This is a genomic window from Rossellomorea marisflavi, from assembly GCF_009806575.1.
GTDB classification, from domain to species: domain Bacteria; phylum Bacillota; class Bacilli; order Bacillales; family Bacillaceae_B; genus Rossellomorea; species Rossellomorea marisflavi_A.
In genome coordinates this window covers 3690890-3713137 of the sequence record NZ_CP047095.1, presented here as the reverse complement: position 1 = coordinate 3713137, position 22248 = coordinate 3690890, and the positions used below count along the sequence as shown (strand labels likewise).

Sequence of the window (22248 nt, the reverse complement as noted above, 5' to 3'; positions counted from 1 at the left end):
AATCGTCTTTGCCAAGACGCTAATTCTTCATTAAATTGGGAATTACTGTATAATAATAGGTTTCTGAAGGGTCAACATGAAACAATTCTTCTATTAACCATCCACGACTCCCATATTAAAACCACAGAGTGGATTGAAGCGAAAGGTGCTTGACTCCAGCGGAAAAGGAGGAGTGGCGAGACCCCGCAGGCACGAGGAGGCTCGACACCCTCCCCGCAGGAAAGCAAGCACCTGCAGCGAAAAGGAACGAACCTTTTACTAACGATATTTCCTATAAAATTGCATACAAAAAAAGCACCCATTCATCGGGCGCTTTCTCTAATTTTACTTGAAGATGGAAGAAATGAGGTTCGCGATGAACCCTTTTGGTTGTTCGTCTTTGCCTGAATTCTTAAGCTTGATGGTGTACTTAGCGAAGCCATCTTCCTTGGTTTCGATGTATTTGAATGTGCGAGAATCTTTGATGTACTCTTTTGCTTTTGGTGATGATTCAAAGGTGACGGTGGCCGGACCTTTGATTGGAGAGAAGGACCAGTTCCCGTCCGCTTCCGGGTTGATGCTGCCTTGCTCCATGATGTAGTCGATGACGACGTTGCGGTTTTCATCCGGTGCCTGGATGGCGATGTTGGTGCCATCGATGCCCGGGAAGTGACCGCCCCGCTTGCACGGTAGTTGTTGGTTGCAACCAGGAAGGACTGCTTAGGATTGATTTTTTTGCCGTTGAACTTCAGGTTCTTGATCCGCTGTGATTTCGGATTGATGACATTCCCGTCAGCATCATATTTTGCAGGCTTGGTGACATCAATTTCGTACGTGACGCCATCGATGACATCATAGTTGTAGGAGCGGAACTCCTGATTGATCAGGGATTGTTCGCCGCGTTTTTTCGGATCGATCTGGTTGAACTGACCGGCAGACATCTCGAGCCACTCTTTTACGTCAGAGCCTTTGATGAGGACGGCCTGCAGGGTGTTCGGATAGAGATAAAGGTCAGCGACGTTCTTGATGGCAAGCTCTCCCTGAGGGATATCGGTGTAGTAGGTCGGGTCCCCACGGGTACCTGCTTTGAACGGTGCACCGGCTGAAAGGACCGGGATGTTTTCGTATTCCGTACCTTGGATATATTTCTCCACGTACCATTTCTGGGCATTGGTCACGATCTGGATCGATGGATCATCTTTCACCTGTGAGAAGTACGATGTGATAGGAGCCGTCGTTTCGCCAACGGCACTGCGTACCCAGTCGATGGTGTGCTGATGATCGTCCTCAATGGCTTTGTACACTTCTTCATCTCGTGCGACAAGTGGTTTTCCGTCTTTATCGGCGATGCCACGGGTGGATGATTTCCCGTTCAATACGGTCCAGTTTCCGTCTGCGTGCTGCAGCTGAAGATCGACGAGGCCGAGGTGGCTGCCCCAGTAGCCTGGCATGACGGCTGGGGTTCCGTTGATGGTCCCGTTCGCCGTATCGACGCCTTCAATGCCATCATAAGCGGCAGAGGGGAAGGTCCCGTGGGAATGGCCGAAGAGGATCGCATCGATGCCGTCCACTTTTGAGAGGTCATAGGTCGCGTTTTCCTCCATGCCTTCGCTCGTTACCGTCCCGATTCCGGAATGGGGGATGGCGACGATGATGTCGGCTCCGTCAGCCTTCATCTTTGGAATGAAATGCTCGGCGGTCTCTACGATATCCTTTGTGACGACTTTCCCTTCAAGATTGGCTTTGTCCCATTGCATGATTTGAGGAGGGACGAACCCGATGACGCCTACTTTGATTGAGTGGGTTTCACCGTCTTCATCGACGACTTCGCGGTCGAGGATTTCATAAGGCTTGAAGTAATTCTTTTCCCCGGTTCCATCATCCACGTACACGTTCGCATTCACGTACGGGAAGTTGGAGCCTGAAAGGGACGTTTTCAGGAAATCGAGTCCATAGTTAAATTCGTGGTTTCCGATATTCCCGGCATCATAATCAAGCAGGTTCATGGCTTTGTATACAGGATGGGTTTCCCCCGGCTGCAGCGGGTCGATTTTCGCGACATAATCGCCGAGTGGATTTCCTTGGATTAAGTCCCCGTTATCGAAAAGGAGGCTGTTTTTTGCTTCGCTGCGGGCCTGTTTGATGAGGCTTGCGGTTTTGACAAGTCCGTACTTGTCCGTTTCCGCGTCCTGATAGTAGTCGTAGTTGGCCAGGTTCACATGGATATCCGTCGTCTCAAGGATGCGGAGGTTGACGAGATCCGTTTCTGCAGCCTTGGCGCTATGTACATTCGGGGTGAGGAGGGTGAGGGCAAGGGAGGTACCGGTGATCCACTTCAGTTTCGTATACTGCATGTTCATCTCTCCTAATGTTGTCATGATATGAAAGCAATTCCATCCTAGCATAAAGCTGTAAAGTTGAAATGGTGGAAAAGTATCATTTGTGTAAACCGGAAACCGGGATTTTACAGTGGGGTCTATCCATTTCCTGGCGCATAGGATAGGATGATAGAAGGTAAAAGGGAGGAGGGACCAGAGTGGTCCGATTGTATAGTGCCCTCGTGGGGCTCAGCCTCATCTGGGGGATGTCGTTTGTGTTCATTAAATGGCTCGTGGAGCCTGCAGGTATATGGGGGACCGTATTCATCCGCTGCTTTGCAGGAGCTCTGATTCTGCTTCCAATCTATTTCATACACAGAAAGAAGTCCGGGAAGACCAGGCTTCCTTTGAAGAAACTCCTCGTCGTGGGCATCGGGAACGCAGCCTTACCGTGGACGCTCATCGCTCTCAGTGAAACCCAGATCAACAGCAATACGGCGTCGATCCTGAACGCGACGACGCCGATCTGGACAGGGGTGATCGGATTTTTATTGTTTTCCGTCATCCTGACCGGCTCGCAGTGGCTGGGCATCGCCATCGGGTTCTTCGGGATCTTGGTGCTGATGGACTTTCAGATCACCGGTCTCTTCTCATCGGACTTTGTTGGGGTGGGAACGATGCTTGCCGCCACGATGTGCTATGCGTTCTCGTCCCATTTCACGAAAAAGTACCTCGGTGGAACAAGCGTCGTCGTCATCTCCACCTTCCAGCTACTGATCGGAAGTGTCTTCAGCTTCATCGGGCTTGCCGCCACGGGCGGACCGAACTCGTATGAGGGACTTTTCAGCCTTGAGGTACTGGCAGGCGTCATCGGTCTCGGATGCCTGGGTTCGGGTATAGCGGCCCTGTTGTTTTTCTATATTGTCACGAAGGGAAGCCCTGAGCTCGCGTCCACTGTGACGTACCTCATCCCGGCAAGCGCCATGGTATGGGGATTCGTCCTTCTACAGGAGGAAATCACCCCGAACCTGATCATCGGGCTCCTCATCATCTTCACGGGTGTGTACCTTTCATCACGGAAAAAGAGGGCGACCAAGGTTAAACAAACGTTTGATGGAACGGTGGGAAGATCGTAATGATCACGTCCTTTGTCTAAACAGCCGTTTAGACATTCATAGCCTTTTAACGGGTGCAAATCGATTCCTTTTCATATAAAATGAGAGGGATACATAAGATAAGCTATTACAGATAGCGATGAAAATAACATATAAGGATGGTAATAATTCTATGAAAACGGCAATTGTAACGGATAGTACAGCCTACATCCCGAAAGAATTGCGTGATCAGCTGGACATATATATGATCCCTTTGAGCGTCATCATCGGGGGGAAACCTATCAGGAAGAAGTTGATATCACCGCAAGTCAGTTCTTTGAAGAAGTACGGAGCTCGGATCGACTGCCAACCACTTCACAACCGCCCGTCGGCCAGTTCGTGGAGCTTTTCGAGAAGCTCTCACACGATTACGACGCCGTCATCTCCATCCATCTCTCAAGCGGCATCAGCGGCACCTACCAAGGAGCCGTGCAGGCAGGGGAAATGGTAAGCGGCATCGAGGTGTACCCGTATGATTCCGAGATCAGCTGTATGGTCCAGGGCTTCTATGTTCTTGAAGGGGCGAAGCTGAGCCGTGAAGGCCGGGATGCCAAAGAAATCGTCAGCCTTCTTGATGAAATGAAGGAAACGGTGAGGGCTTACTTCATGGTAGACAACCTCGCCCATCTTCAACGGGGAGGACGGCTGTCGAACGCCCAGGCAATCATCGGGAGCCTGCTGCAGGTGAAGCCGCTGCTCCATTTTGTGGACAAGGTCATCGTCCCGTTCGAGAAGATTCGTACGCGGAAGAAAGCACTGAAGCGCGTCGAAAACCTGTTGGGTGAAGCTGTTTCCGACGGTGGACGTTATCAAGCATCGATCATCCATGCCAATCGTGAGGAAGAGGCGATGGAGTGGAAGGCACAGCTTGAGGAGCAGTTCCCGAATGTGGATTTTGGTGTGAGTTATTTTGGTCCCGTTATCGGGACGCATCTTGGAGAAGGATCCATGGGTATGGGATGGGCGCGCAAGATGACGGATTGATTGTAGAGTGAAGGTTTGGACTTTGGTCCAAGCCTTTTTTGCATGGAGAGGGAATCGTTTTGAAAGATTGTTCTTGAGGTGTGGTTCCGTTTTTCTGCGGCTGACGCGTGAGCATCTTCGGGTCACGGGGTGGCTAGTCGGACAACCTTTCGTTGATCTCTGTGATACGTATAAGTTCCTTGGATGAATGTAATGGTAGGATATGGATGCTGGTGAGGATATAAAAAAGCCCCCCTTGGTAAGATAGAGAGTGTCATTGCTGACCTCGAATTAAGTACCGAAGGGGGACTTCAATTAGGATTCTACAAAAAATGAACGACTTTTGCAAGTCTGTGAACAGATTAAATGGATAGGGGTATAAATCACCAAAAAAAAAGCGCTTTGTAAATTTAGAAAAAGAATTAGGAGGCGAACCAATGATGAAACCAGTGGCTTTACATAAAGGTGACCGCGTAGCAGTTGTTGCGCCGGCTGGGGCACCAGTAAAAGAGCACCTCATGCAGGGTGTGAAGGCCCTTGAAGAGATGGGGCTAGAGGTGATGATCGGCCGGCATGTGTTTGATGTGGAAGAGAATGGGGCTGAGATGGACCGGAAGCGTGTGGCTGATCTCCATGACGCTTTTTTTTGATCCATCCATCAGAGGTGTTTTTTGCGCTAACGGCGGATTCGGTTCAGCTCGGATTGCTCCCATGCTCGATTATGAAAGGATTGCTAAAAATCCAAAGGTGTTCTGGGGGTACAGCGATATCACCTATCTCTTGAATGCCATTCAGAAGTGGAGCGGTTTGACTACGTTCCATGGTCCCATGGTCGCATCTGATTTGAATGTGGAGCAACGAACGGCCGAAACCTTGTCCTCTTTTCAGGCCTTATTTAGTGGAGAACCCCAAGTATACGACTCGTCCCATTCCTCTCTCAATATTATTTCGAAGGGTACAGGAGAGGGGCATTTGGTGGGCGGAAATATGACCCTCCTCACCAATGGACTGGGTACTCCTTATCAGGTGGATGCTGCGGGAGCGATCCTGCTGCTTGAAGATGTCGGGGAACCTGCCTTCAAAATTGATATGATGCTGACCCATCTTCATCAGGCAGGAGTATTCAATGACGTCCAAGGAGTGGTGATTGGGAATCTTCAAGTGGAACCGGATGAATATTCAAGGATACGCAGAGTGCTACAGGATTTCTTTGTAGGCGCACCTTTTCCTGTTGTCGAGAACTTCTCAATCGGTCACTGTCAGCCTAATTACAGCGTTCCGCTGGGAGTACAGGCGAAGCTGACCACATCGCCACCGAGATTGTTGATTGAATCAGGGGTAAGGTGAGCACAGAGGGGGACAGCCCCTCTTTAAAAATAAAGGAGTTTGCCGATCCTGTGAAGAATTACTCTTACATCCCCTATAGAAAGGAATGAAGCCATGCTTTTTACAGATCAAGATGGTTTTATCACCCCGATTCCCCCATTTGGTCACCCTGACTCCAAGGCTTTACGTATTTCAGATTTTCCAGCAATCCCTTCTCCTCCTTTTAATGAATCCTTCTCTTATTCTCAAGATTTACAACTGCTTCTTTGCGGCAGGGCTTTGTTGATGGATGAGATCCTGTTCGATGGGGCGCTCGTTCATGCGCATTATCGTCATGGATACGTATCATACGGTCCTGGTGTGCAGGCTGGCATTTGTCAGCGCTGCGGGAACGGTTCGCGCGGAAGTTTTGGTGAGTTTGAATGCGCCCGCTGCGGGAAGTCATGCCGCTATTGCCGGAACTGTCTGATGATGGGGAGGGTGTCTGAGTGCACACCCCTCCTGACCTGGAATGGTCCGCCGCCCCGTACGAAAGAGGATGTCTTCTTTGCCTGGGAAGGGACGCTGTCGCCTGCGCAACAGGAAGCATCCACCGAGCTCGTTACGGCGGTGAAAGAGGATCGGGACCTGCTGATATGGGCCGTGTGCGGTGCCGGGAAGACGGAGGTGCTGTTCGAGGGGATCCATGAGGCTATCAGGGGCGGTAAGCGCGTCTGCCTTGCAACTCCTAGAACCGATGTGATCCTGGAGCTTTCACCGCGTTTGAAGAAGGTGTTTCCTGAGACGGATCTGATCACCCTGTACGGTGGTTCCGAGGAACGCCAGTCATTCGGGCAAATCGTGCTGACCACCACGCATCAGCTGTTTCGGTTCAAGGAGGCATTCGATGTCATGATCGTCGACGAGGTCGATGCCTTTCCCTATTCCTTCGATTCATCCCTTCAGTTCGCCGTGGAGAAAGCAAGAAAACCGTCCTCATCCCTCATCCACCTCACGGCAACGCCCGATGGTGCAACGCAGCGGGAGTGCCGATCAGGACGGCGACACCACTTCAGGATCCCGGCCCGCTTTCATCGTCACCCCATTCCTTCTCCGCGCTTTGCCTGGTGTGGTAACTGGCAGAAATCATTGGAAAAAGGAAAGATCCCGCCGCCACTGAAGAAGTGGATGCTGCAAAGATTGCATACCTCAACCCCAGCCCTCATCTTTTTCCCCAGCGTAGCCATCATGAACAAAGCGCTCTCCCTGTTCAAAGCCATTCACCCCCTGATCGAGTCCGTCCATGCCCAAGATCCGAAACGAAAAGAGAAAGTCATGAGGATGCGTAAGTTTGAGATGCCGATTCTCCTTACCACGACAATCCTGGAACGGGGAGTCACCATTCCTGGCATTGATGTGGCGGTCCTCGGGGCAGAAGAAACCATCTTCACCGAGAGTGCCCTTGTGCAAATCTCGGGCCGGGTGGGGAGGAGTTCCGATCACCCGGGCGGTGATATCGTGTACTTTCACCACGGCAAGACCGGTGAGATGATCAAAGCCCGTGCCCATATCAATGAAATGAACAGGGAGGCTGGGAAAAGGGGGCTCATTGATGCCAGGTGATTGCCTGTATTGCGAAGGTGCCCTTGATGAAAAAATGAGTTGGGGAGCTATATTTCAAAGGGACACCAGACTTTTGTGCGACGAATGTGACAGAGGGTTAGTGCGGATCGAAGACGGCTGCCCCGGCTGTTCGCGCACTGGAATGGATGGAGGCCTTTGCTCCGATTGCATGGAGTGGAACCGAAAACCTGAATGGAACGGGGTGTTGGAGCGGAATGTCTCCCTATTCCAATACAACGAGTTCATGAAAGAGGTCCTCGCACGCTACAAATACAGAGGAGATTACGTTCTTGCTAAGGCACTGGCGTCTTTTATGCAAACGGCTATCCCGAAAGCTGATCATTTTGTTCCCATTCCTCTAAGTCCCGAGCGATTATACGAGCGCGGATTCAATCAGTCAAAGGCCCTCCTGATCGAAGCGGGACTACCTTGTCATGACCTCCTCACGAGGACCCACACCGAAAAGCAATCGAAGAAGACGAGACGGGAGCGGATGACAGGCGCGCAGGTATTCCGCCTTTCCGAGACGAATCTATCAGGCAAGAAGATTCTCCTCATCGACGACATCTATACGACGGGCACGACCCTCAGGCATGCAGCTATCCTCTTGAAAAAAGCGGGTTCAAGGGAAGTCTCATCCTTCACGATTGCCAGGGGTTAAATCCTTACCCCAACCTGCCGATAAAAGAAGGGAACCTGCCAAACACGGAGGAATGAATCATGTCAGAAGTGAACAACTGTCCGCGCTGTAACGCGCTATTCATGAAAACCCGCTTCCGCGAAGTGTGTGAAGCATGCCATAAAGCAGAAGAAACGCTATTCGACTCTGTCATCCGTTTCCTGAAAAAACGCGAAAACCGGGCCGCGTCCATCGCACGCGTCGTCGATGTCACTGGTGTAGAGGAAGAACTCCTTCATAATTGGGTAAGAAAAGGTCGCATCCAGTCAAGACAATTCCCGAATATGGGCTACCCTTGCGACCGGTGCGGCAAGATCATCCACAGTGCACGGATCTGCGAAGGGTGCCAAACGTCCCTCATCCAAGACCTTAAACAGCACGAATCAGACGAACAATGGAAGCAAACCCTCAAAGAATCAGGTCATACGTACTACACCCGCAGAAAGGAAAAATGAACCATATCCTATCACTAAACAAACCTCTCAATCATCCGATATACTTACTATAAGACTCGGAAAGAACGGAAAAAGGAGGTAGACGGATTTGAAGATTAATCAGATCGGGAACTACAATATCCAGGCATATAAGCAACAACAAAACAAAGCCGACCAATCTGCCAAAGGGGGAAGCGCTCCTTCAGATAAGGTGGAAATTTCTTCACGGGCTAAAGAGATGCAGGAAGTGTCCAAATTGGAAAAAGATCGCCAAGTGAAAGTAGACGCATTGAAAGAACAGGTACAGAGTGGAAACTATACGATCCAGGCAGGGTCCATCGCCAAAAGCCTGAAGCAATTCTACCACGGAGAATAATAGGAAAGGGGATCACCATGTCACTCAATGCCTTAACCACAACATTAGACAGACTCCATAAACTGCATATGAGCCTCCTCGACCTCTCCAAACGAAAAACCAACATCATCAAGGCGAGTGAGATGGACCAATTGGATGGCCTATTAAAAGATGAACAACGACATCTTGCCGCCATTCAGACGGTAGAGAATGATCGTCAAATCCATTCAAAGCAATATACTGAATCGAATGGTCGATCATTTGATGAGCCCCCGACCCTTTTACAGTGCATGGAAACGGCTCCCCAAGAAGAGAAAGAAGAACTCTCCGATTGGCACAGGAAGCTGACCGCCGTCATTACAGAATTAAAAGAGCAAAATGAACTCAATCAAAAGCTCGTCTATCAATCTCTTCAATTTGTGAATATGAGTTTGTCGGCTCTGCAGCCGAAAGATGAGCGGACCAACTATACAAGACCGAACGATGAGAATAAAGTCCCGGCGCCGAGCCGGTCTTTGTTTGATTCCAAAGCATAGATCAGAAACGGAGGCATCAAGATGCGATCCACATTCATGGGCCTTGAAACAGCCAAACGGGGCATGTACACCCAGCAGGGGGCCCTTTACACGACCGGACATAATATTTCAAATGCCAACACACCGGGCTATTCCCGACAACGCGTGAACTTCAACCCAACTGAAGCTTTCCCATCCCCGGGCTTTAACAGTCCCAGGATTCCCGGACAGCTGGGGACAGGAGTCGAAGCGGGTTCAATCCAGCGCGTAAGGGACTCCTTCCTTGACCTTCAATACCGCAATGAAAACAATAAACTCGGATACTGGGAAAACAAGATGGAATCCATGCAGAAGATGGAAGAAATCATGAACGAGCCTTCTGAATCAGGATTGTCCAGTACAATGGACTCTTTCTGGAAGTCCCTTCAGGATTTGGCGAGTGACACCTCCAATACAGGTGCAAGGTCCGTTGTCATTCAGCGCGGAAAAGCCGTGGCAGAAACCTTTAACTATTTGTCCACCTCACTGACAAGCGTTAGAAAAGACCTTCAAAATGAACTGGCCGTGACTGAAAAGCAAATCAATTCCCTCACAAGGCAGATCGATCAAGTGAACAAGCAGATTGCTGAAGTAGAACCACACGGCTATCTTCCGAATGATCTCTACGATGAGCGTGATCGCCTATTGGATCAACTCTCAACCCTTGTGCCAATCAAGACAAGCTATCAGTCGAATGGAGGAGCTTCCTCTGCTATAGCAGAAGGCTCGGTATCTGTGAGTCTCGTTGGGAAAGATGGGGATTTCGCCATCAAACTGGTGGATAAAGCCGGTGTGAATGAACTCTCCCTTTCGACCAAAGGACCTCAAGAATCCGTCGACTCTGTGAAAATCGGCAATCAAACCCTTGATATCAACAGCTTCCTCAGCCAAGGTGAAGGGAAACTGCGCGGAATAATCGACTCTTATGGCTATACCAACAAAGACGGCAAAGCTACGGGATCCTATGTGGCGATGCTCGATGAGCTTGACAATATGGCCTATGTATTCGCAAAAGCATTCAATGAACAGCATCAGCAAGGGCTCACAGTGGCGCAGATGGAAGATCCGAACTTCGATCCTGAAAACTTTGAGTCGACTACGCCGAAATTCTTTAAGGATGGAAAGGCCCCTGGTGCGGACCTTGAAGACGTAAATAAAGAAGGCTTCGCCCAGCGGATCCAGATCGCGGATGAAATGAGCAACCCTGATAATATCGCCACAGCCGGAACCGGAAATCCGACAGCAGGTGATACCTCCAATGTTCAAAAACTGGCTGATCTCATCACTACTACAAAGCTGCCATACGGCGAAAAAGAGTCCTCCTTCCAAGGGCACTTTGAATCCGTCATCGGCAAAATGGCGGTTGAATCCCAGGAGTCCGTCAAGCTTGCCAAGAACTCAAATGTCCTGCGTTCTTCCGTGGACGAACGCCGCATGTCCGTAAGCGGTGTTTCCCTTGACGAAGAAATGACCGATATGATCAAATTCCAGCACGCCTACAACGCCTCTGCCCGGATGATCACCCTCCAGGACGAAATGCTCGACAAAATCATCAACGGCATGGGAACCGTTGGAAGATAAGCAGGTGAATGAACCATGCGCGTAACCCAAAGCATGCTGACCAACAACTCAATGAGGAATCTCAGCTCCTCTTACAGCCGGATGGGCCAGCTCCAGGATCAGCTCTCCACCGGTAAAAAAATCACCCGTCCCTCAGACGATCCGGTTGTCGCTATGAAGGGGATGTTCTACCGCTCCAATGTAAGTGGAGTGGAGCAGTATAAGCGGAATTTGTCTGAATTGTATTTGTGGATGGATAATTCGGAGGCAGGTCTGGAACAGGCAAATCAGGGACTCCAGCGTGTTCGAGAGCTTGTTCTCCAGGGGAAGAACGGTACTCTGTCTGAAGACGACAAAAAAGCGGTTGCAGCTGAAATTGGCCAAATCAAGCAGGATATGGTCACTATCGCTGAGACGAAAGTCGGCAGTCGTTATATTTATCACGGGACAGACGTGAATAAATCTCCAATCAAGGATAAAGCGCCAGCAGATGGAAGTGCGCCACAAGTGGCCGACAATCTAGGCACTGCCGCAATAGGGGACTACATCGTTGAAGTGTCGCCAGGTGTTACTTTAAAGGCGAACGTTACACCAGGGAAGGTATTCAATCAGGAAATGTTTGATACGCTTCATTCCATTGAAAAAGCAATAGAATCGACAGACGGAGCTGACCTTGACAGTATGTTGGAACAATTAGACTCTGTTATTGGCAACCTATCTTCTGAACGTTCTGATCTAGGTGCCCGATATAACCGTTTAGAAATGGTGGATGACCGCCTTTCTCAACAGGAAACGATGGCAAAGCGTATCATGTCTGATAATGAAGATGCTGAAATTGAACGGGTCATCACTGATTTAAAATCACAAGAAAGTGTCCACCGTGCAGCACTCAGTGTCGGGGCAAGAATCATGCAGCCGACCTTGATGGACTTTTTACGATAAGTTAAATAAAGGGACCGACCATCCGCGGTCGGTCCCTTTTACCATAGAGAGGTGAACAGAATGAATGTCCCGCAAATCCGGATCCAATCAACCAATGCCGCGATATCCATTGAGACCACTCCGGGCCAATTCGATATGCAGCAACCAAATGCGATTGTAGACATCCAGCAACCACAGGCCAAGATGGATATTGAACGCACTCCGTCTAAATTAACCATCGATCAGACTGAAGCCAGAGCCGATATGGATCTCAAATCAATTAGAAGGCGGATCGAAGACTTTGCAAATCAAGGGTATCAGGACTGGCTCGAGGGCATGGAGCGAGTCTCTGGAGACGGCGATGAGCTCATGATGATCGAAAACGGTGGAAATGCCTTGGCCGAACAGGCTGACCGCAATAGCACGAGTCCAATCTATGACTTTAATATAGCCTTTATCCCTTCGGCGGGTAGCGTCAAAATCGGTTATGATCCTGGAAGCGTAAGGGTGAACATTGAGCCCCAGCGTGTCATCAACAATACCCGGACATATAAACCGATCGTCGACTTCACTCCAGCAAAGGTAAACATCGGTATGCAGCGATATGCCGACCTCAAAATCGACTGGGTCGCACCAGGTGAAAATTTAAACAAAGGAATGTGACACATGAACATTCAAACAGCCTATCACGGCAGCTTCACCGTCAATGACGAAGATCTTCTTTCATTCCCACAAGGGGTACCCGGTTTTCATGAAGAAAAGCAGTTTGTTCTAATACCCTTAGAGGATAATAATTGGTTCCAAATCCTCCAGTCCACTATGACACCCGATCTTGCTTTCATCACAACAAACCCATTTCTCTATTTTTCGGAATATGACTTTGAACTGGACGGGGCAAACCTTGAACAACTAGGCAATCCTACAACCGCAGATATTCAAGTCCTGGCAATCTTGACCGTAAAGAATCCTTTCAATGAATCGACGGCTAACCTCCAAGCACCAATCATTATCAACACAGCTAACAAAAGCGGGAAGCAAGTCATCTTAACCGACACGAACTACCGCACCCAACACCAAATCCTGGCACAGCCAGACGGGAAAAAGGGGTGACCGCATGCTCGTACTCACCAGGAAAACCGGCGAAAGCATCCAAATCGGCGACAACATCGAAATCAAAGTCGTCTCTATTCAAGGAGACCAAATCAAACTCAGCATCGATGCTCCTAAACATATAGACATCCACCGAAAGGAAGTCTATGTATCCATACAAAAACAAAACACCGAAGCCTCAAAAGGCATCCAAAACCTACTAAATCTCCTCCCGAAAAACGAATAAAAAGTTTTTTAAAACGACTAAACACCCAGGAAAAACGACCGATACTACTTATGTAAGCCAAAGAGGAAAGGGCGGCCGACCTCAACCTCCCCGGCAAACCAAATCATATAGTTCACAAGGACGTGAACTCACTTTCAAGGAGGAAATAACACAATGAGAATCAATCACAATATAGCTGCAATGAACACGCACCGTCAGTTGAACAGTGCTACTAATGCACAATCTAAATCTATGGAAAAACTATCTTCTGGTCTTCGTATTAACCGTGCAGGCGACGATGCTGCAGGACTAGCAATATCTGAAAAAATGCGTGGACAAATTCGAGGGTTGGATATGGCATCTAAAAACTCTCAAGATGCTATCTCCATGATTCAAACTGGTGAAGGTGCATTGAATGAAACTCACTCAATCCTTCAACGCATGCGCGAGCTTGCTGTTCAAGCAGGTAATGATACCAATACAGATGAAGATAGAGCTCAATTACAAAAAGAAGTTGCAGACCTGATAGAAGAAGTTGATAGGATTGCTACAACTACTCAATTCAATACTCAAAACTTGCTGGATGTTACTGGTGGAGATGCTGGTAAATTTACATTCCAAATTGGTGCTAATAAAGACCAAAAATTAGAAGTTTCTTTTGCAGACATGCAATCAGCAGCACTTGGAGTAAACGCTATAGACATCTCAGGTGGACATACAGATGCAACTACAGCAGTAGACACAATTGATAAAGCAATTGCCAAAGTTTCTGATGAGCGTGCACAACTTGGGGCTAAACAAAATCGTTTGGAACATACAATTAATAACTTGAATACTTCTTCAGAAAACTTAACTGCTGCTGAATCTCGTATTCGCGACGTAGATATGGCAAAAGAGATGATGGACCAAACCAAAAACTCAATCCTATCTCAAGCAGCACAAGCGATGTTGGCACAAGCGAACCAACAGCCTCAAGGTGTTCTACAATTACTTCGTTAATCTATTTCAGAGAAGGAGCTTGTTTATCAAGCTCTTTCTTTTTTTAAAAGGAGTTCGGTACAATGAAAACTTTACAACCGATTTATATGGAGAAATTCGCTTGTATTGGCCCCCAGTGTGAGGATACGTGTTGTGCAAATTGGACAATATCCATCGATAAAAAATCATACAAAAAATATCGTAAAATTAATGATTTGGATTTTAAAGAGAAATTTAAAAGTGGTGTATCAAAAAATAAAACCTTGTCCAATTCTCAGGATAGCTTTTTTGCAAGAATGAATTTAAATGATCAGGGTCAGTGTAGCTTTTTAACAGAGGAAAAACTATGTGGCATTCAACAACAATATGGAGAAAATCATCTGTGTAATACCTGTGCAATCTACCCTAGAATAATAAACAAATTGAACGATAGTATTGAAAAATCTGGTTTGGTATCCTGTCCAGAAATAGCTCGATTAGCATTGTTAAACAAAGAGGGTATAGATTATAAAGTTGTCGAACTAGACAAGAAGACTACATTTTTAAATGGAGAACTCAGTACTAACCTTTATAAGGAAGATAGTATTGAGAGGAATTACTGGGATATCAGATACTTTATTATACAAGTACTTCAAAATCGAAGTATTAAACTGTGGGAGCGACTTTTATACATAGGGTTATTTGTACAAAAACTACAGGAAACTAAAAATGAAAGTGTTCAAGTACATAGTGTAGTATCGACTTTTAAGAATAATCTGGTAGCAGGAAATGTGTCAGATTTATTTAAAAACGTTCCAGTTAACTTAGAGATGCAATTTAAAGTATTAAAACTTATTACGGAATCAAGAAGCATTGAAGGAATTCATCATCCGAGGTTTAAGGAGTATTACTCTAAATTTTTAAACGGTATAAAATATTCTAATGAAAACTCTGGTGAAGAAAATTTTAAAAATTATAACATTAGCTTGGAACATTTTAGAAAAGAAGAAGAGAATTATGAATATATTTTTGAAAATTATGTAGTAAACTACGTATTTCAAACGATGTTTCCATTGAACACAGAGGGGGATTATTTAAAGGAATATAGTTATTTGATTTTGCATTATTCTTTAATAAAGTTACATTTGATCGGTATTAAAAGTAGTTTGGAAGATTCTTTCAGTGATCAAGATATTGTTTCTTTTATTCAATCGTTTGCTAGAAATATAGGTCATAACAAAGCATATTTAAACAAGGTCTATAATTTCTTGAAAGAAAATAAACTTAATAATTTGGGTTCTTATTCATTATTAGTTAAAAACTAAATATTTTTTATTAAATTCTTATTGTCGTATATCCCTGTGTGGTAGCGATTAGTAAGAATTTTATTTTTTACTGCGAGAATACCTATCTAAGTTTAACCTAAACTATTACAATATTTAATCCGATATAATTCCTATAAAGATCAGGAGGATTTTTTAATCATGACAGGTGGAGCAATAGGCGTACATACACAGCAGAAAGTGAACAATTTCATGAACCAGTTAATACAGAATGCAAGGGTAGAAGAGAAGCAGCAAGAATCCACACCATTAGAGAAACCTGTCTTAAAAAAGTCCCTGCAAAATGCTGTGAGCGGAATGAATGAAGTTGTTTCATCTGCGAATACACATCTCAAATTTAAATACCATGATCGACTTAACGAGTATTATGTGACAATCGTAGACGATATCACTCAAGAGGTCGTAAAGGAAATTCCTGCAAAAAAATTCTTGGATATGCATGCAGATATGGCTGAATTCATGGGCTTGCTAGTGGATAAAAAAGGATAAGAAAAGGAAGTGTGACTCATGGCTATGAGAGTAGGCGGACTCGCCAGCGGTATGGATACAGACCAGATCATCAGCGACCTGATGAAGGCGGAGCGTATTCCTTTAGATAAACTGAACCAGAAGAAGCAGTACCTTGAATGGCAGCGGGATGATTACCGTGATGTGAATAGTCTCATGCTCAATTTTAGCAATTTGATCTTTGATGGGGTCATGAAGCAGTCGACTTATATTCAAAAAACAGTGAATGTCTCAAATCCCAACGACATTTCTGTTAAGAACCTCGCATCCACTTCTGACTTTAACGGTACCATCAAGGTGGAAAAACTGGCGACTTCAGCCACGATGTTCGGCCGGGCCGTGGACGGAAGTTTTGATCCAAAAAAGAAGCTTAGTGATTCATTGGGCTTATCAGGAGAACAAACGATTAGAGTAAAAACGATTAACAAAGACGGTACAATGCCGGATAAATTTACAGAAGTGACCTTTGATCCAACTGCAGATACCATGGAGAGCCTTCTTTCAAAAATAAATTCAAAAACAGGCGTTACGATGTTTTTTGATGAGAAGACAAAGCAAATGTCTGTCATGAGTAAAAACAGTGGAAACAGCGGCACTGAGGCGGAAATTCAGCTTGAAGGGGAATTCTTTAGCCAAATGGGCATCGATTCTACTAATATAGCGGCAGCAAATGCTGGAAGAGGGTCAAGAGGAGAGAACGCTATATTCACATATAACGGTATGCAGACAGAGAGATCATCCAATACCTTTGTCATTAATGGGGTAGAGATCACTCTTAAAAATGCCTCCAATACGAATGTAACATTCTCCTCAGCTCCTGATGTTGACAAGATCATGGAGTCTATCGTTAAGTTTGTAGATGAGTATAATAAGCTTATCGAGAAGGTCAACGGAGAGGTAAATGAGAAGAAATTCCGTGACTACCAGCCTTTGACTGCAGAACAGAAGAAGGACATGTCAGAAGATGAAATCAAATTGTGGGAAGAAAAAGCACGCAGCGGGACACTCCGCAACGATTCAGTGCTTTCATCTGGATTGAACAAGATGCGTACTGATTTATACACATCCGTATCTGGTGGAACGAAGGATACTAACCAGCTTTCTCAAATTGGGATTACCACATCTAGTAACTATCTTGATAGGGGTAAACTGATCATTAATGAATCCAAGCTTAAAGAGGCAATTTCTAAAGATCCTAACGCTATCTATGAACTATTTGCCAAGAATGGATCGACTTCAGTTGAACAAGGCATTGCTCGTCGAATGAGGGATACCTTAAAATCGACCATGGAAAGTGTCGAAAAGAAAGCGGGGAAAACGTCAGCAGTTAACGATACGTTTTCCATAGGGAAGCTGCTTAAAAACATGGATTCTCAAATTTCTCGATTCGAAGATAGAATGAAGCAAGTTGAAAGCCGCTATTGGAGCCAATTCACCGCCATGGAGAAAGCGGTACAACGAGCAAATTCCCAGTCTGCTTATCTCATGCAACAGTTCTCATAATTGAAATAAAGGAGTGTCACCATGGCAATCAACAACCCTTACGCAGCCTACCAGAACAACTCAGTCAACACGGCAGCACCGGGAGAGCTCACTCTCATGCTGTATAACGGCTGCCTGAAGTTTCTTCACATCGCCAAACAAGCCATGACCGATAAAAACATCGAGGTAAAGAACACCAACATTCAAAAGGTCCAGGCCATCATCAATGAACTCATGGTCACCTTGGACACAAATGTCAACATCTCTGCCAATCTCTTATCACTCTACGAATATATCAACCGTAGGCTGACAGAAGCCAACATAAAAAATGACCTGTCCATTCTGGAAGAAGTCGAAGGACTCGTCACCGATTTCCGTAATACATGGAAACAAGCTATTCAAATGAATAGACAAAAACAATACGCCGGTCAAGGCGGACAAGCATAATGAGCTCTGTCCTCCAGTGCCACGCGCTTACGAAACAGCTGAAAGACCTATTTGAAGGGCAGGAGGAGCGTGACTCCAGAATCGAGTCAATTGAAGTCCTTCTGGACAAAAGAGAGCAGCTTCTGCCCTCAATCACTCCACCGTACTCTTTAGAGGAACAGCGTATGGGAAGAGAAATCGTACTATGGAACAAACAGATTGATCAAAAGCTGGCAGGTTTGAAGATTGATATAAAGCGGGATATGAATGGCGTCAGTAAAACCAAAACGACCGTTCAGAAATATACTAATCCATATGAATCCATGCAAACGGATGGAATGTTTTACGATAAACGGAATTAGACCTCTCTTGATTGGGAGGTTTTTTTCGTTTCATTTGGAGGGTTTTGTGGAAAGTTGTCGAATACAAAACCTAACTTAGTTTGAAAGGAGAATGATATGCCAAGACCGAAAAGAATTTGGATACCCGGTGCTACCTATCATATTACTGCAAGAGGAAATCGGAAAAGCAACTTGTTCAGAGACAAAAAGGACTATCAACATTACATGGAACTTCTACAAAAGGCTCTTCAACGTTACCCCTCAGATCTCCACGCTTACTGTCTTATGCCTAACCACCTTCATCTTATCCTCGGCACGATAAACCATACCCCCACTGATTTAATCCATTACCTTCACTCCGTCTATGCCCGTTACTTCAACCACCGTTATGACTACGTCGGTCACCTGTTTCAAGGCAGATTCTATTCAAAACAAATCCGCAACCACAAGCAACTCCTCGACACAAGTGCCTACATTCACCTCAACCCTGTAAAAGCAAACTATACGAAACTACCGGAAGATTACCTGTGGAGTAGTTACGGAGCCTTCCTTGCTCCATCTAAGTCAACAATCATACACACAGATAAGATTCTATCGTTACTGGGTGAGGATCCTCATCATAAATATCAATTATTTGTAGAAACCCGGCGGAAGATTAATGAATGGAATATCTAATAAAGCATTTAGATACATTTTGAGTGAGCCAGGCACAAAAAGGCAAAAAGGTGCCAGGCACAAAAAGGCAAAAAGGTGCCAGGCACAAAAAGGCAACAAGGTGCCAGGCACAAAAAGGCAACAAGGTGCCAGGCACAAAAAGGCGATAATCCACCAATCCTCGACAAACCCCGCCAATCTACTCCACAACAACCCGCCCCAATCCCCAAATCCCCGCCACCAATCTACCATTTTCTACACCACCTCCACAATATTGACAAATAATTAAGAAAGTTTAAGCAGGAATACGAAAGGGAATGCAGAATATATACAACATAGCTTTATTTTTAAAGGAGGAGTTTACATGTTGAATTACAACATTCGTGGCGAGAACATTGAGGTAACTCCAGCTATTCGAGAGCACGTGGAGAAGAAAATCAGTAAGTTGGAACGTTATTTCAATGAAACTCCTGATGCAAATGTGCACGTTAACTTGAAAGTCTATCCTGATAAAAATACGAAGACGGAAGTGACGATCCCGATGCCGAATCTGGTGCTTCGCGCGGAAGAGCGGAACACGGATATGTATGCGGCGATCGATTTAATAGTCGATAAGCTTGAGCGTCAGATCCGTAAGCATAAGACGCGGGTGAACCGCAAGATGCGTGAGAAGGGCAGTCCGAAGGAGTTCTTTGCGGCTCAGGAGGATCTTGGGAATGTGGCACCGAACGGGGTGGCAGAGCCTGAGGTGGATGAGCTCGAGGATGACACGGAAGTAGTGCGTACGAAGAATTTCAATCTGAAGCCGATGGACAGCGAGGAAGCGATCCTTCAGATGAATATGCTCGGGCACACGTTCTTCATCTTCACGGATGCGGAGACGAATGCAACCAATATCGTATACAAGCGTAGAGACGGCAAGTACGGCCTGATCGAAACGCATTAATGAATAGCCAAGGGTCCTGCGGTCTCATCAGACCGCAGGACCCTTTCCGTTTACGAGACGGCGTCCGGCCAGCACGCTAAACGGTGTAGCATGACGTACACATAATCCTAAATGACATGATCTGCACAACCCACCATAAAGGAGGAACCCACTCATGACCTACTCCATCATCGCCCACGACCCCGAAACCCAGGAATGGGGCATCGCCGTCCAGTCCAAATTCCTGGCCGTCGGCTCCGTCGTCCCGTTTGCGAAAGCGGGCATCGGCGCCATCGCCACCCAGTCCTATGCCAATACCGCATATGGTCCCGAAGCGCTCCGTCTCCTCGAAGAAGGGAAGACGGCAGAGGAAGCCTTGGAGATCATCACGAAAGACGATCCTGAACGCCATCTGCGCCAGGTAGGAATCATCGACGCCCATGGCAATCCGGCCACGTATACAGGAGAAGGCTGTTATGCCTGGGCTGGGGGATGACAGGGAAGCATGTGGCCGTTCAGGGGAATATCCTCGTGGATGAACAAACGGTCCAAGCGATGCTCGATACGTTCGAAGCAGCACCCGGCACCCTTGCCGATAGGCTTCTCACCGCCCTGAGTGCCGGACAGGATGCGGGTGGGGACTCGAGGGGGATGCAGTCTGCTGCCCTTCTCGTCGTAAAAGAAGAGGGTGGCTACGGAGGATTCAATGATCGCTACATCGATCTTCGCGTGGACGACCATCCATCGCCAATCGAGGAGCTTCAACGGATTTTCCGCATGCACCAGCTCTACTTCAAACCGTCCGATTCCGGTAGGGTCGTCCTGATTGAAGGGACGCTCCGTGATGAATTGGACAGGGAACTCACGCGCTTAGGGTACAAGGACCCTAAGAAGTCGCTGCAGCAGAGCCTGACGGATTATCTTCATACAGAGAACTTCGAGATGCGGGAGCAGGATGAAAGCTATATCGACCTCGATGTCCTCGATTTCATGAAAAATCAGGGACGTTGAGGAGACGGGAACCGGCCTGGAACAGGGGCTGGTTCTTTTTTCTTGCGTTAAAACGGTTTATAGTAAGGCTTACTTGTTATATAATGAATGTTTGTGTGAAGGTCGTGAACTATTTTGGAGGTAACAACAATGAATGAGGTAACAGGAATGAATACAGTTGGACGAAATGAACCTTGCCCATGCGGTAGCGGGAAAAAATATAAGAAATGTCATGGAAAAGAAAATGCCATCGATATCGATGCGCTGGTGAAGCAGGAGCTGGATGTGCTTCAGGCACAGGCGTATGATTTCATTGCGACGACGCAATCACCGCATATGGAGGAGCTATATCATCATTATCTTTCCAAGATGGAGCTGATGAAGGCCGATCCCGATATTTATGAGATGGCGTTTGTGAGCTGGTATGGGGTGACCCAGAAGGATGAGGGAGGTCTTCGTCTCATCGACCGGTTCGTGGACAAGCAGACGGTGACCCGTCCACAGACGGCAGAACGTCTTGAGTCTTGGAAGAAGGTACGGATCACAGCGGGTAGCGTGGAGAAGGTCGATGACGAGACGCTTCGCGTGACGGAAGCCATTACGGGTGAAGAGCTGTTGGTGAAGGAAGCGTTCGGACACATGGAAGAGGGCAGCTTCTTCCTTGGGCTTCTGCTGCCGAATGGCGACAGCTACATCCCGTTCGCTCAGTACTTCATCTATCCGATCATCGAGAAAGGGGCTTCGGAGATGGTGAAGATCCGCTTCGAGCAAGGCGAGTTTGACGACTTGCAAGAGTATCTTGCCGGGCAGTATCTTGAGCTTGCCGACGTCGGCTTCGTCCTGTACGGTGCCGAGAAACGCAAGGCTGCGAAAACGCCTGCCCCGGCAGAAGAGAAAGAGGAGACGACGGGAGCCATCGAAGGCGTCGAGATCTGGAAGACCCCTGAGTACATAGAGGCCATTAAGGCCCTTCAGGATTACCTGGAGGAAAAAGGGGAGAACAAGAAGGAGAGTGCCCTTCTTGTTGCGGTGCTTGAGAAGTACTTCTACACCGAGCGTCCGACGATCCGCAATCCGAAGATCTATTCAGGTGCCATGGTCGATATGGCGAAGAATATCGACGAAATCAGCATCCGTCACGTGCAGAAGGAGCTTGCCGAGCATTTCGACGTGTCGGCCAACAGCATCTCGAGACGGAGCAAGCAGATCTGGGAGAGCTATCAGGACACTGTGTACAGCATGCTGAAGGAACAAAAGGCTTAAGACATAAAAGGAGACCGCCCTTTCATTCAGAAGTGGCGGTCTTTTTACAAGGGTCCCATTTTCCCAATATGTTGTAACCCCCCTATGATAGTGGTAAGATTAGTAGGTATACGCATGAAGGAATTCAAGGACTCTGTCTCGAATAAGGATAGAGCACATTTCTCATGGGAATCTCATGTAAGACGTTTATAATGGATGAA

The 22248-nt window shown here is 46.9% G+C and carries 23 protein-coding genes and 3 pseudogenes; 24 read left to right on the top strand and 2 right to left on the bottom strand.

Features of this window, described 5'->3' with window-relative positions; translation table 11 throughout:
- Positions 1 to 324: 324 nt before the first annotated feature.
- Positions 325 to 2333 (bottom strand): annotated as a pseudogene (locus tag D5E69_RS19280) (bifunctional 2',3'-cyclic-nucleotide 2'-phosphodiesterase/3'-nucleotidase).
- Between the two features lie 182 nt (positions 2334 to 2515).
- On the opposite strand from D5E69_RS19280, the gene D5E69_RS19275 reads away from it, so the two are divergent.
- The 21 genes and pseudogenes from D5E69_RS19275 to D5E69_RS24085 all read left to right on the top strand — a co-directional run bounded on the left by D5E69_RS19275 (position 2516) and on the right by D5E69_RS24085 (position 18891).
- Positions 2516 to 3433 carry a DMT family transporter gene (locus tag D5E69_RS19275; RefSeq protein ID WP_159130067.1) on the top strand — a complete coding sequence of 306 codons (918 nt, stop codon included), beginning with the start codon at positions 2516 to 2518 and terminating at the stop codon, positions 3431 to 3433.
- Positions 3434 to 3584: 151 nt separating this feature from the next.
- Positions 3585 to 4435: pseudogene (locus D5E69_RS19270) on the top strand (DegV family protein).
- Between the two features lie 416 nt (positions 4436 to 4851).
- Positions 4852 to 5064: an LD-carboxypeptidase gene (locus D5E69_RS23715; protein WP_249931522.1), complete on the top strand. Its 213-nt coding sequence runs from the start codon at positions 4852 to 4854 to the stop codon at positions 5062 to 5064.
- Positions 4988 to 5761, top strand: coding sequence for a S66 peptidase family protein (locus D5E69_RS19265; RefSeq protein ID WP_347566711.1), 774 nt, complete (start codon positions 4988 to 4990; stop codon positions 5759 to 5761). Before D5E69_RS23715 ends, D5E69_RS19265 begins: the two co-directional genes overlap by 77 nt.
- Before the next feature lie 93 nt (positions 5762 to 5854).
- Positions 5855 to 7342 (top strand): ATP-dependent helicase ComFA, encoded by a 1488-nt coding sequence (locus tag D5E69_RS19260; RefSeq protein ID WP_159130066.1) that lies wholly within the window; start codon positions 5855 to 5857, stop codon positions 7340 to 7342.
- A 169-nt stretch (positions 7343 to 7511) separates the two neighbouring features.
- Complete coding sequence (locus D5E69_RS19255) at positions 7512 to 8003, top strand: ComF family protein (RefSeq protein WP_249931520.1); 492 nt, start codon at positions 7512 to 7514, stop codon at positions 8001 to 8003.
- Between the two features lie 59 nt (positions 8004 to 8062).
- Positions 8063 to 8476, top strand: a complete 414-nt coding sequence (locus tag D5E69_RS19250) for a TIGR03826 family flagellar region protein (protein WP_148796282.1) — start codon at positions 8063 to 8065, stop codon at positions 8474 to 8476.
- Between the two features lie 88 nt (positions 8477 to 8564).
- Complete coding sequence (gene flgM, locus D5E69_RS19245) at positions 8565 to 8831, top strand: flagellar biosynthesis anti-sigma factor FlgM (RefSeq protein WP_148796283.1); 267 nt, start codon at positions 8565 to 8567, stop codon at positions 8829 to 8831.
- Between the two features lie 17 nt (positions 8832 to 8848).
- Positions 8849 to 9346, top strand: coding sequence for a flagellar protein FlgN (locus tag D5E69_RS19240; RefSeq protein ID WP_148796286.1), 498 nt, complete (start codon positions 8849 to 8851; stop codon positions 9344 to 9346).
- A 21-nt stretch (positions 9347 to 9367) separates the two neighbouring features.
- Complete coding sequence (gene flgK, locus D5E69_RS19235) at positions 9368 to 10945, top strand: flagellar hook-associated protein FlgK (protein ID WP_159130064.1); 1578 nt, start codon at positions 9368 to 9370, stop codon at positions 10943 to 10945.
- A 15-nt stretch (positions 10946 to 10960) separates the two neighbouring features.
- Positions 10961 to 11866 (top strand): flagellar hook-associated protein FlgL, encoded by a 906-nt coding sequence (gene flgL / locus D5E69_RS19230; RefSeq protein ID WP_159130063.1) that lies wholly within the window; start codon positions 10961 to 10963, stop codon positions 11864 to 11866.
- Positions 11867 to 11926: 60 nt separating this feature from the next.
- Entirely contained in the window at positions 11927 to 12508 is a 582-nt protein-coding gene (locus tag D5E69_RS19225) for a DUF6470 family protein (RefSeq protein WP_159130062.1), read from the top strand.
- Positions 12509 to 12511: 3 nt separating this feature from the next.
- Positions 12512 to 12955, top strand: coding sequence for a flagellar assembly protein FliW (fliW, locus tag D5E69_RS19220; protein ID WP_159130061.1), 444 nt, complete (start codon positions 12512 to 12514; stop codon positions 12953 to 12955).
- A 4-nt stretch (positions 12956 to 12959) separates the two neighbouring features.
- On the top strand, positions 12960 to 13181 hold the full coding sequence (gene csrA, locus D5E69_RS19215) for a carbon storage regulator CsrA (protein WP_159130060.1): 222 nt from the start codon (positions 12960 to 12962) through the stop codon (positions 13179 to 13181).
- Between the two features lie 153 nt (positions 13182 to 13334).
- Entirely contained in the window at positions 13335 to 14159 is an 825-nt protein-coding gene (locus tag D5E69_RS19210) for a flagellin N-terminal helical domain-containing protein (RefSeq protein ID WP_159130059.1), read from the top strand.
- Between the two features lie 62 nt (positions 14160 to 14221).
- Positions 14222 to 15442 (top strand): flagellin lysine-N-methylase, encoded by a 1221-nt coding sequence (gene fliB, locus D5E69_RS19205; RefSeq protein WP_159130058.1) that lies wholly within the window; start codon positions 14222 to 14224, stop codon positions 15440 to 15442.
- A gap of 159 nt (positions 15443 to 15601) precedes the next feature.
- Positions 15602 to 15949, top strand: coding sequence for a flagellar protein FlaG (gene flaG, locus D5E69_RS19200; protein ID WP_159130057.1), 348 nt, complete (start codon positions 15602 to 15604; stop codon positions 15947 to 15949).
- A gap of 18 nt (positions 15950 to 15967) precedes the next feature.
- A complete protein-coding gene (locus tag D5E69_RS19195; protein WP_159130056.1) occupies positions 15968 to 17470 on the top strand; it encodes a flagellar hook-associated protein 2 in 1503 nt (500 codons plus the stop codon).
- Between the two features lie 21 nt (positions 17471 to 17491).
- The gene (gene fliS, locus D5E69_RS19190) at positions 17492 to 17896 is read left to right on the top strand and encodes a flagellar export chaperone FliS (RefSeq protein WP_159130055.1); all 405 of its coding nucleotides are present in this window, start codon (positions 17492 to 17494) and stop codon (positions 17894 to 17896) included.
- Positions 17896 to 18237: a flagellar protein FliT gene (fliT, locus tag D5E69_RS19185; protein ID WP_159130054.1), complete on the top strand. Its 342-nt coding sequence runs from the start codon at positions 17896 to 17898 to the stop codon at positions 18235 to 18237. The genes fliS and fliT overlap by 1 nt, the downstream gene beginning before the upstream one ends.
- 96 nt (positions 18238 to 18333) lie before the next feature.
- Positions 18334 to 18891 (top strand): REP-associated tyrosine transposase, encoded by a 558-nt coding sequence (locus D5E69_RS24085; protein WP_148796302.1) that lies wholly within the window; start codon positions 18334 to 18336, stop codon positions 18889 to 18891.
- On the opposite strand, the gene D5E69_RS23425 is transcribed toward D5E69_RS24085, so the two are convergent.
- Positions 18847 to 19122: a hypothetical protein gene (locus tag D5E69_RS23425; protein WP_200843190.1), complete on the bottom strand. Its 276-nt coding sequence runs from the start codon at positions 19120 to 19122 to the stop codon at positions 18847 to 18849. The two genes, D5E69_RS24085 and D5E69_RS23425, sit on opposite strands and share 45 nt — an antisense overlap.
- 112 nt (positions 19123 to 19234) lie before the next feature.
- Here D5E69_RS23425 and hpf point away from each other — a divergent pair, with 112 nt between their 5' ends.
- The 3 genes and pseudogenes from hpf (at position 19235) to D5E69_RS19165 (ending at position 22048) form a co-directional block, all read left to right on the top strand.
- Positions 19235 to 19816, top strand: a complete 582-nt coding sequence (hpf, locus tag D5E69_RS19175) for a ribosome hibernation-promoting factor, HPF/YfiA family (protein WP_048006637.1) — start codon at positions 19235 to 19237, stop codon at positions 19814 to 19816.
- A gap of 154 nt (positions 19817 to 19970) precedes the next feature.
- Positions 19971 to 20806: pseudogene (locus D5E69_RS19170) on the top strand (DUF1028 domain-containing protein).
- A gap of 129 nt (positions 20807 to 20935) precedes the next feature.
- Entirely contained in the window at positions 20936 to 22048 is a 1113-nt protein-coding gene (locus D5E69_RS19165) for a YecA family protein (protein WP_159130053.1), read from the top strand.
- Positions 22049 to 22248 lie beyond the last annotated feature (200 nt).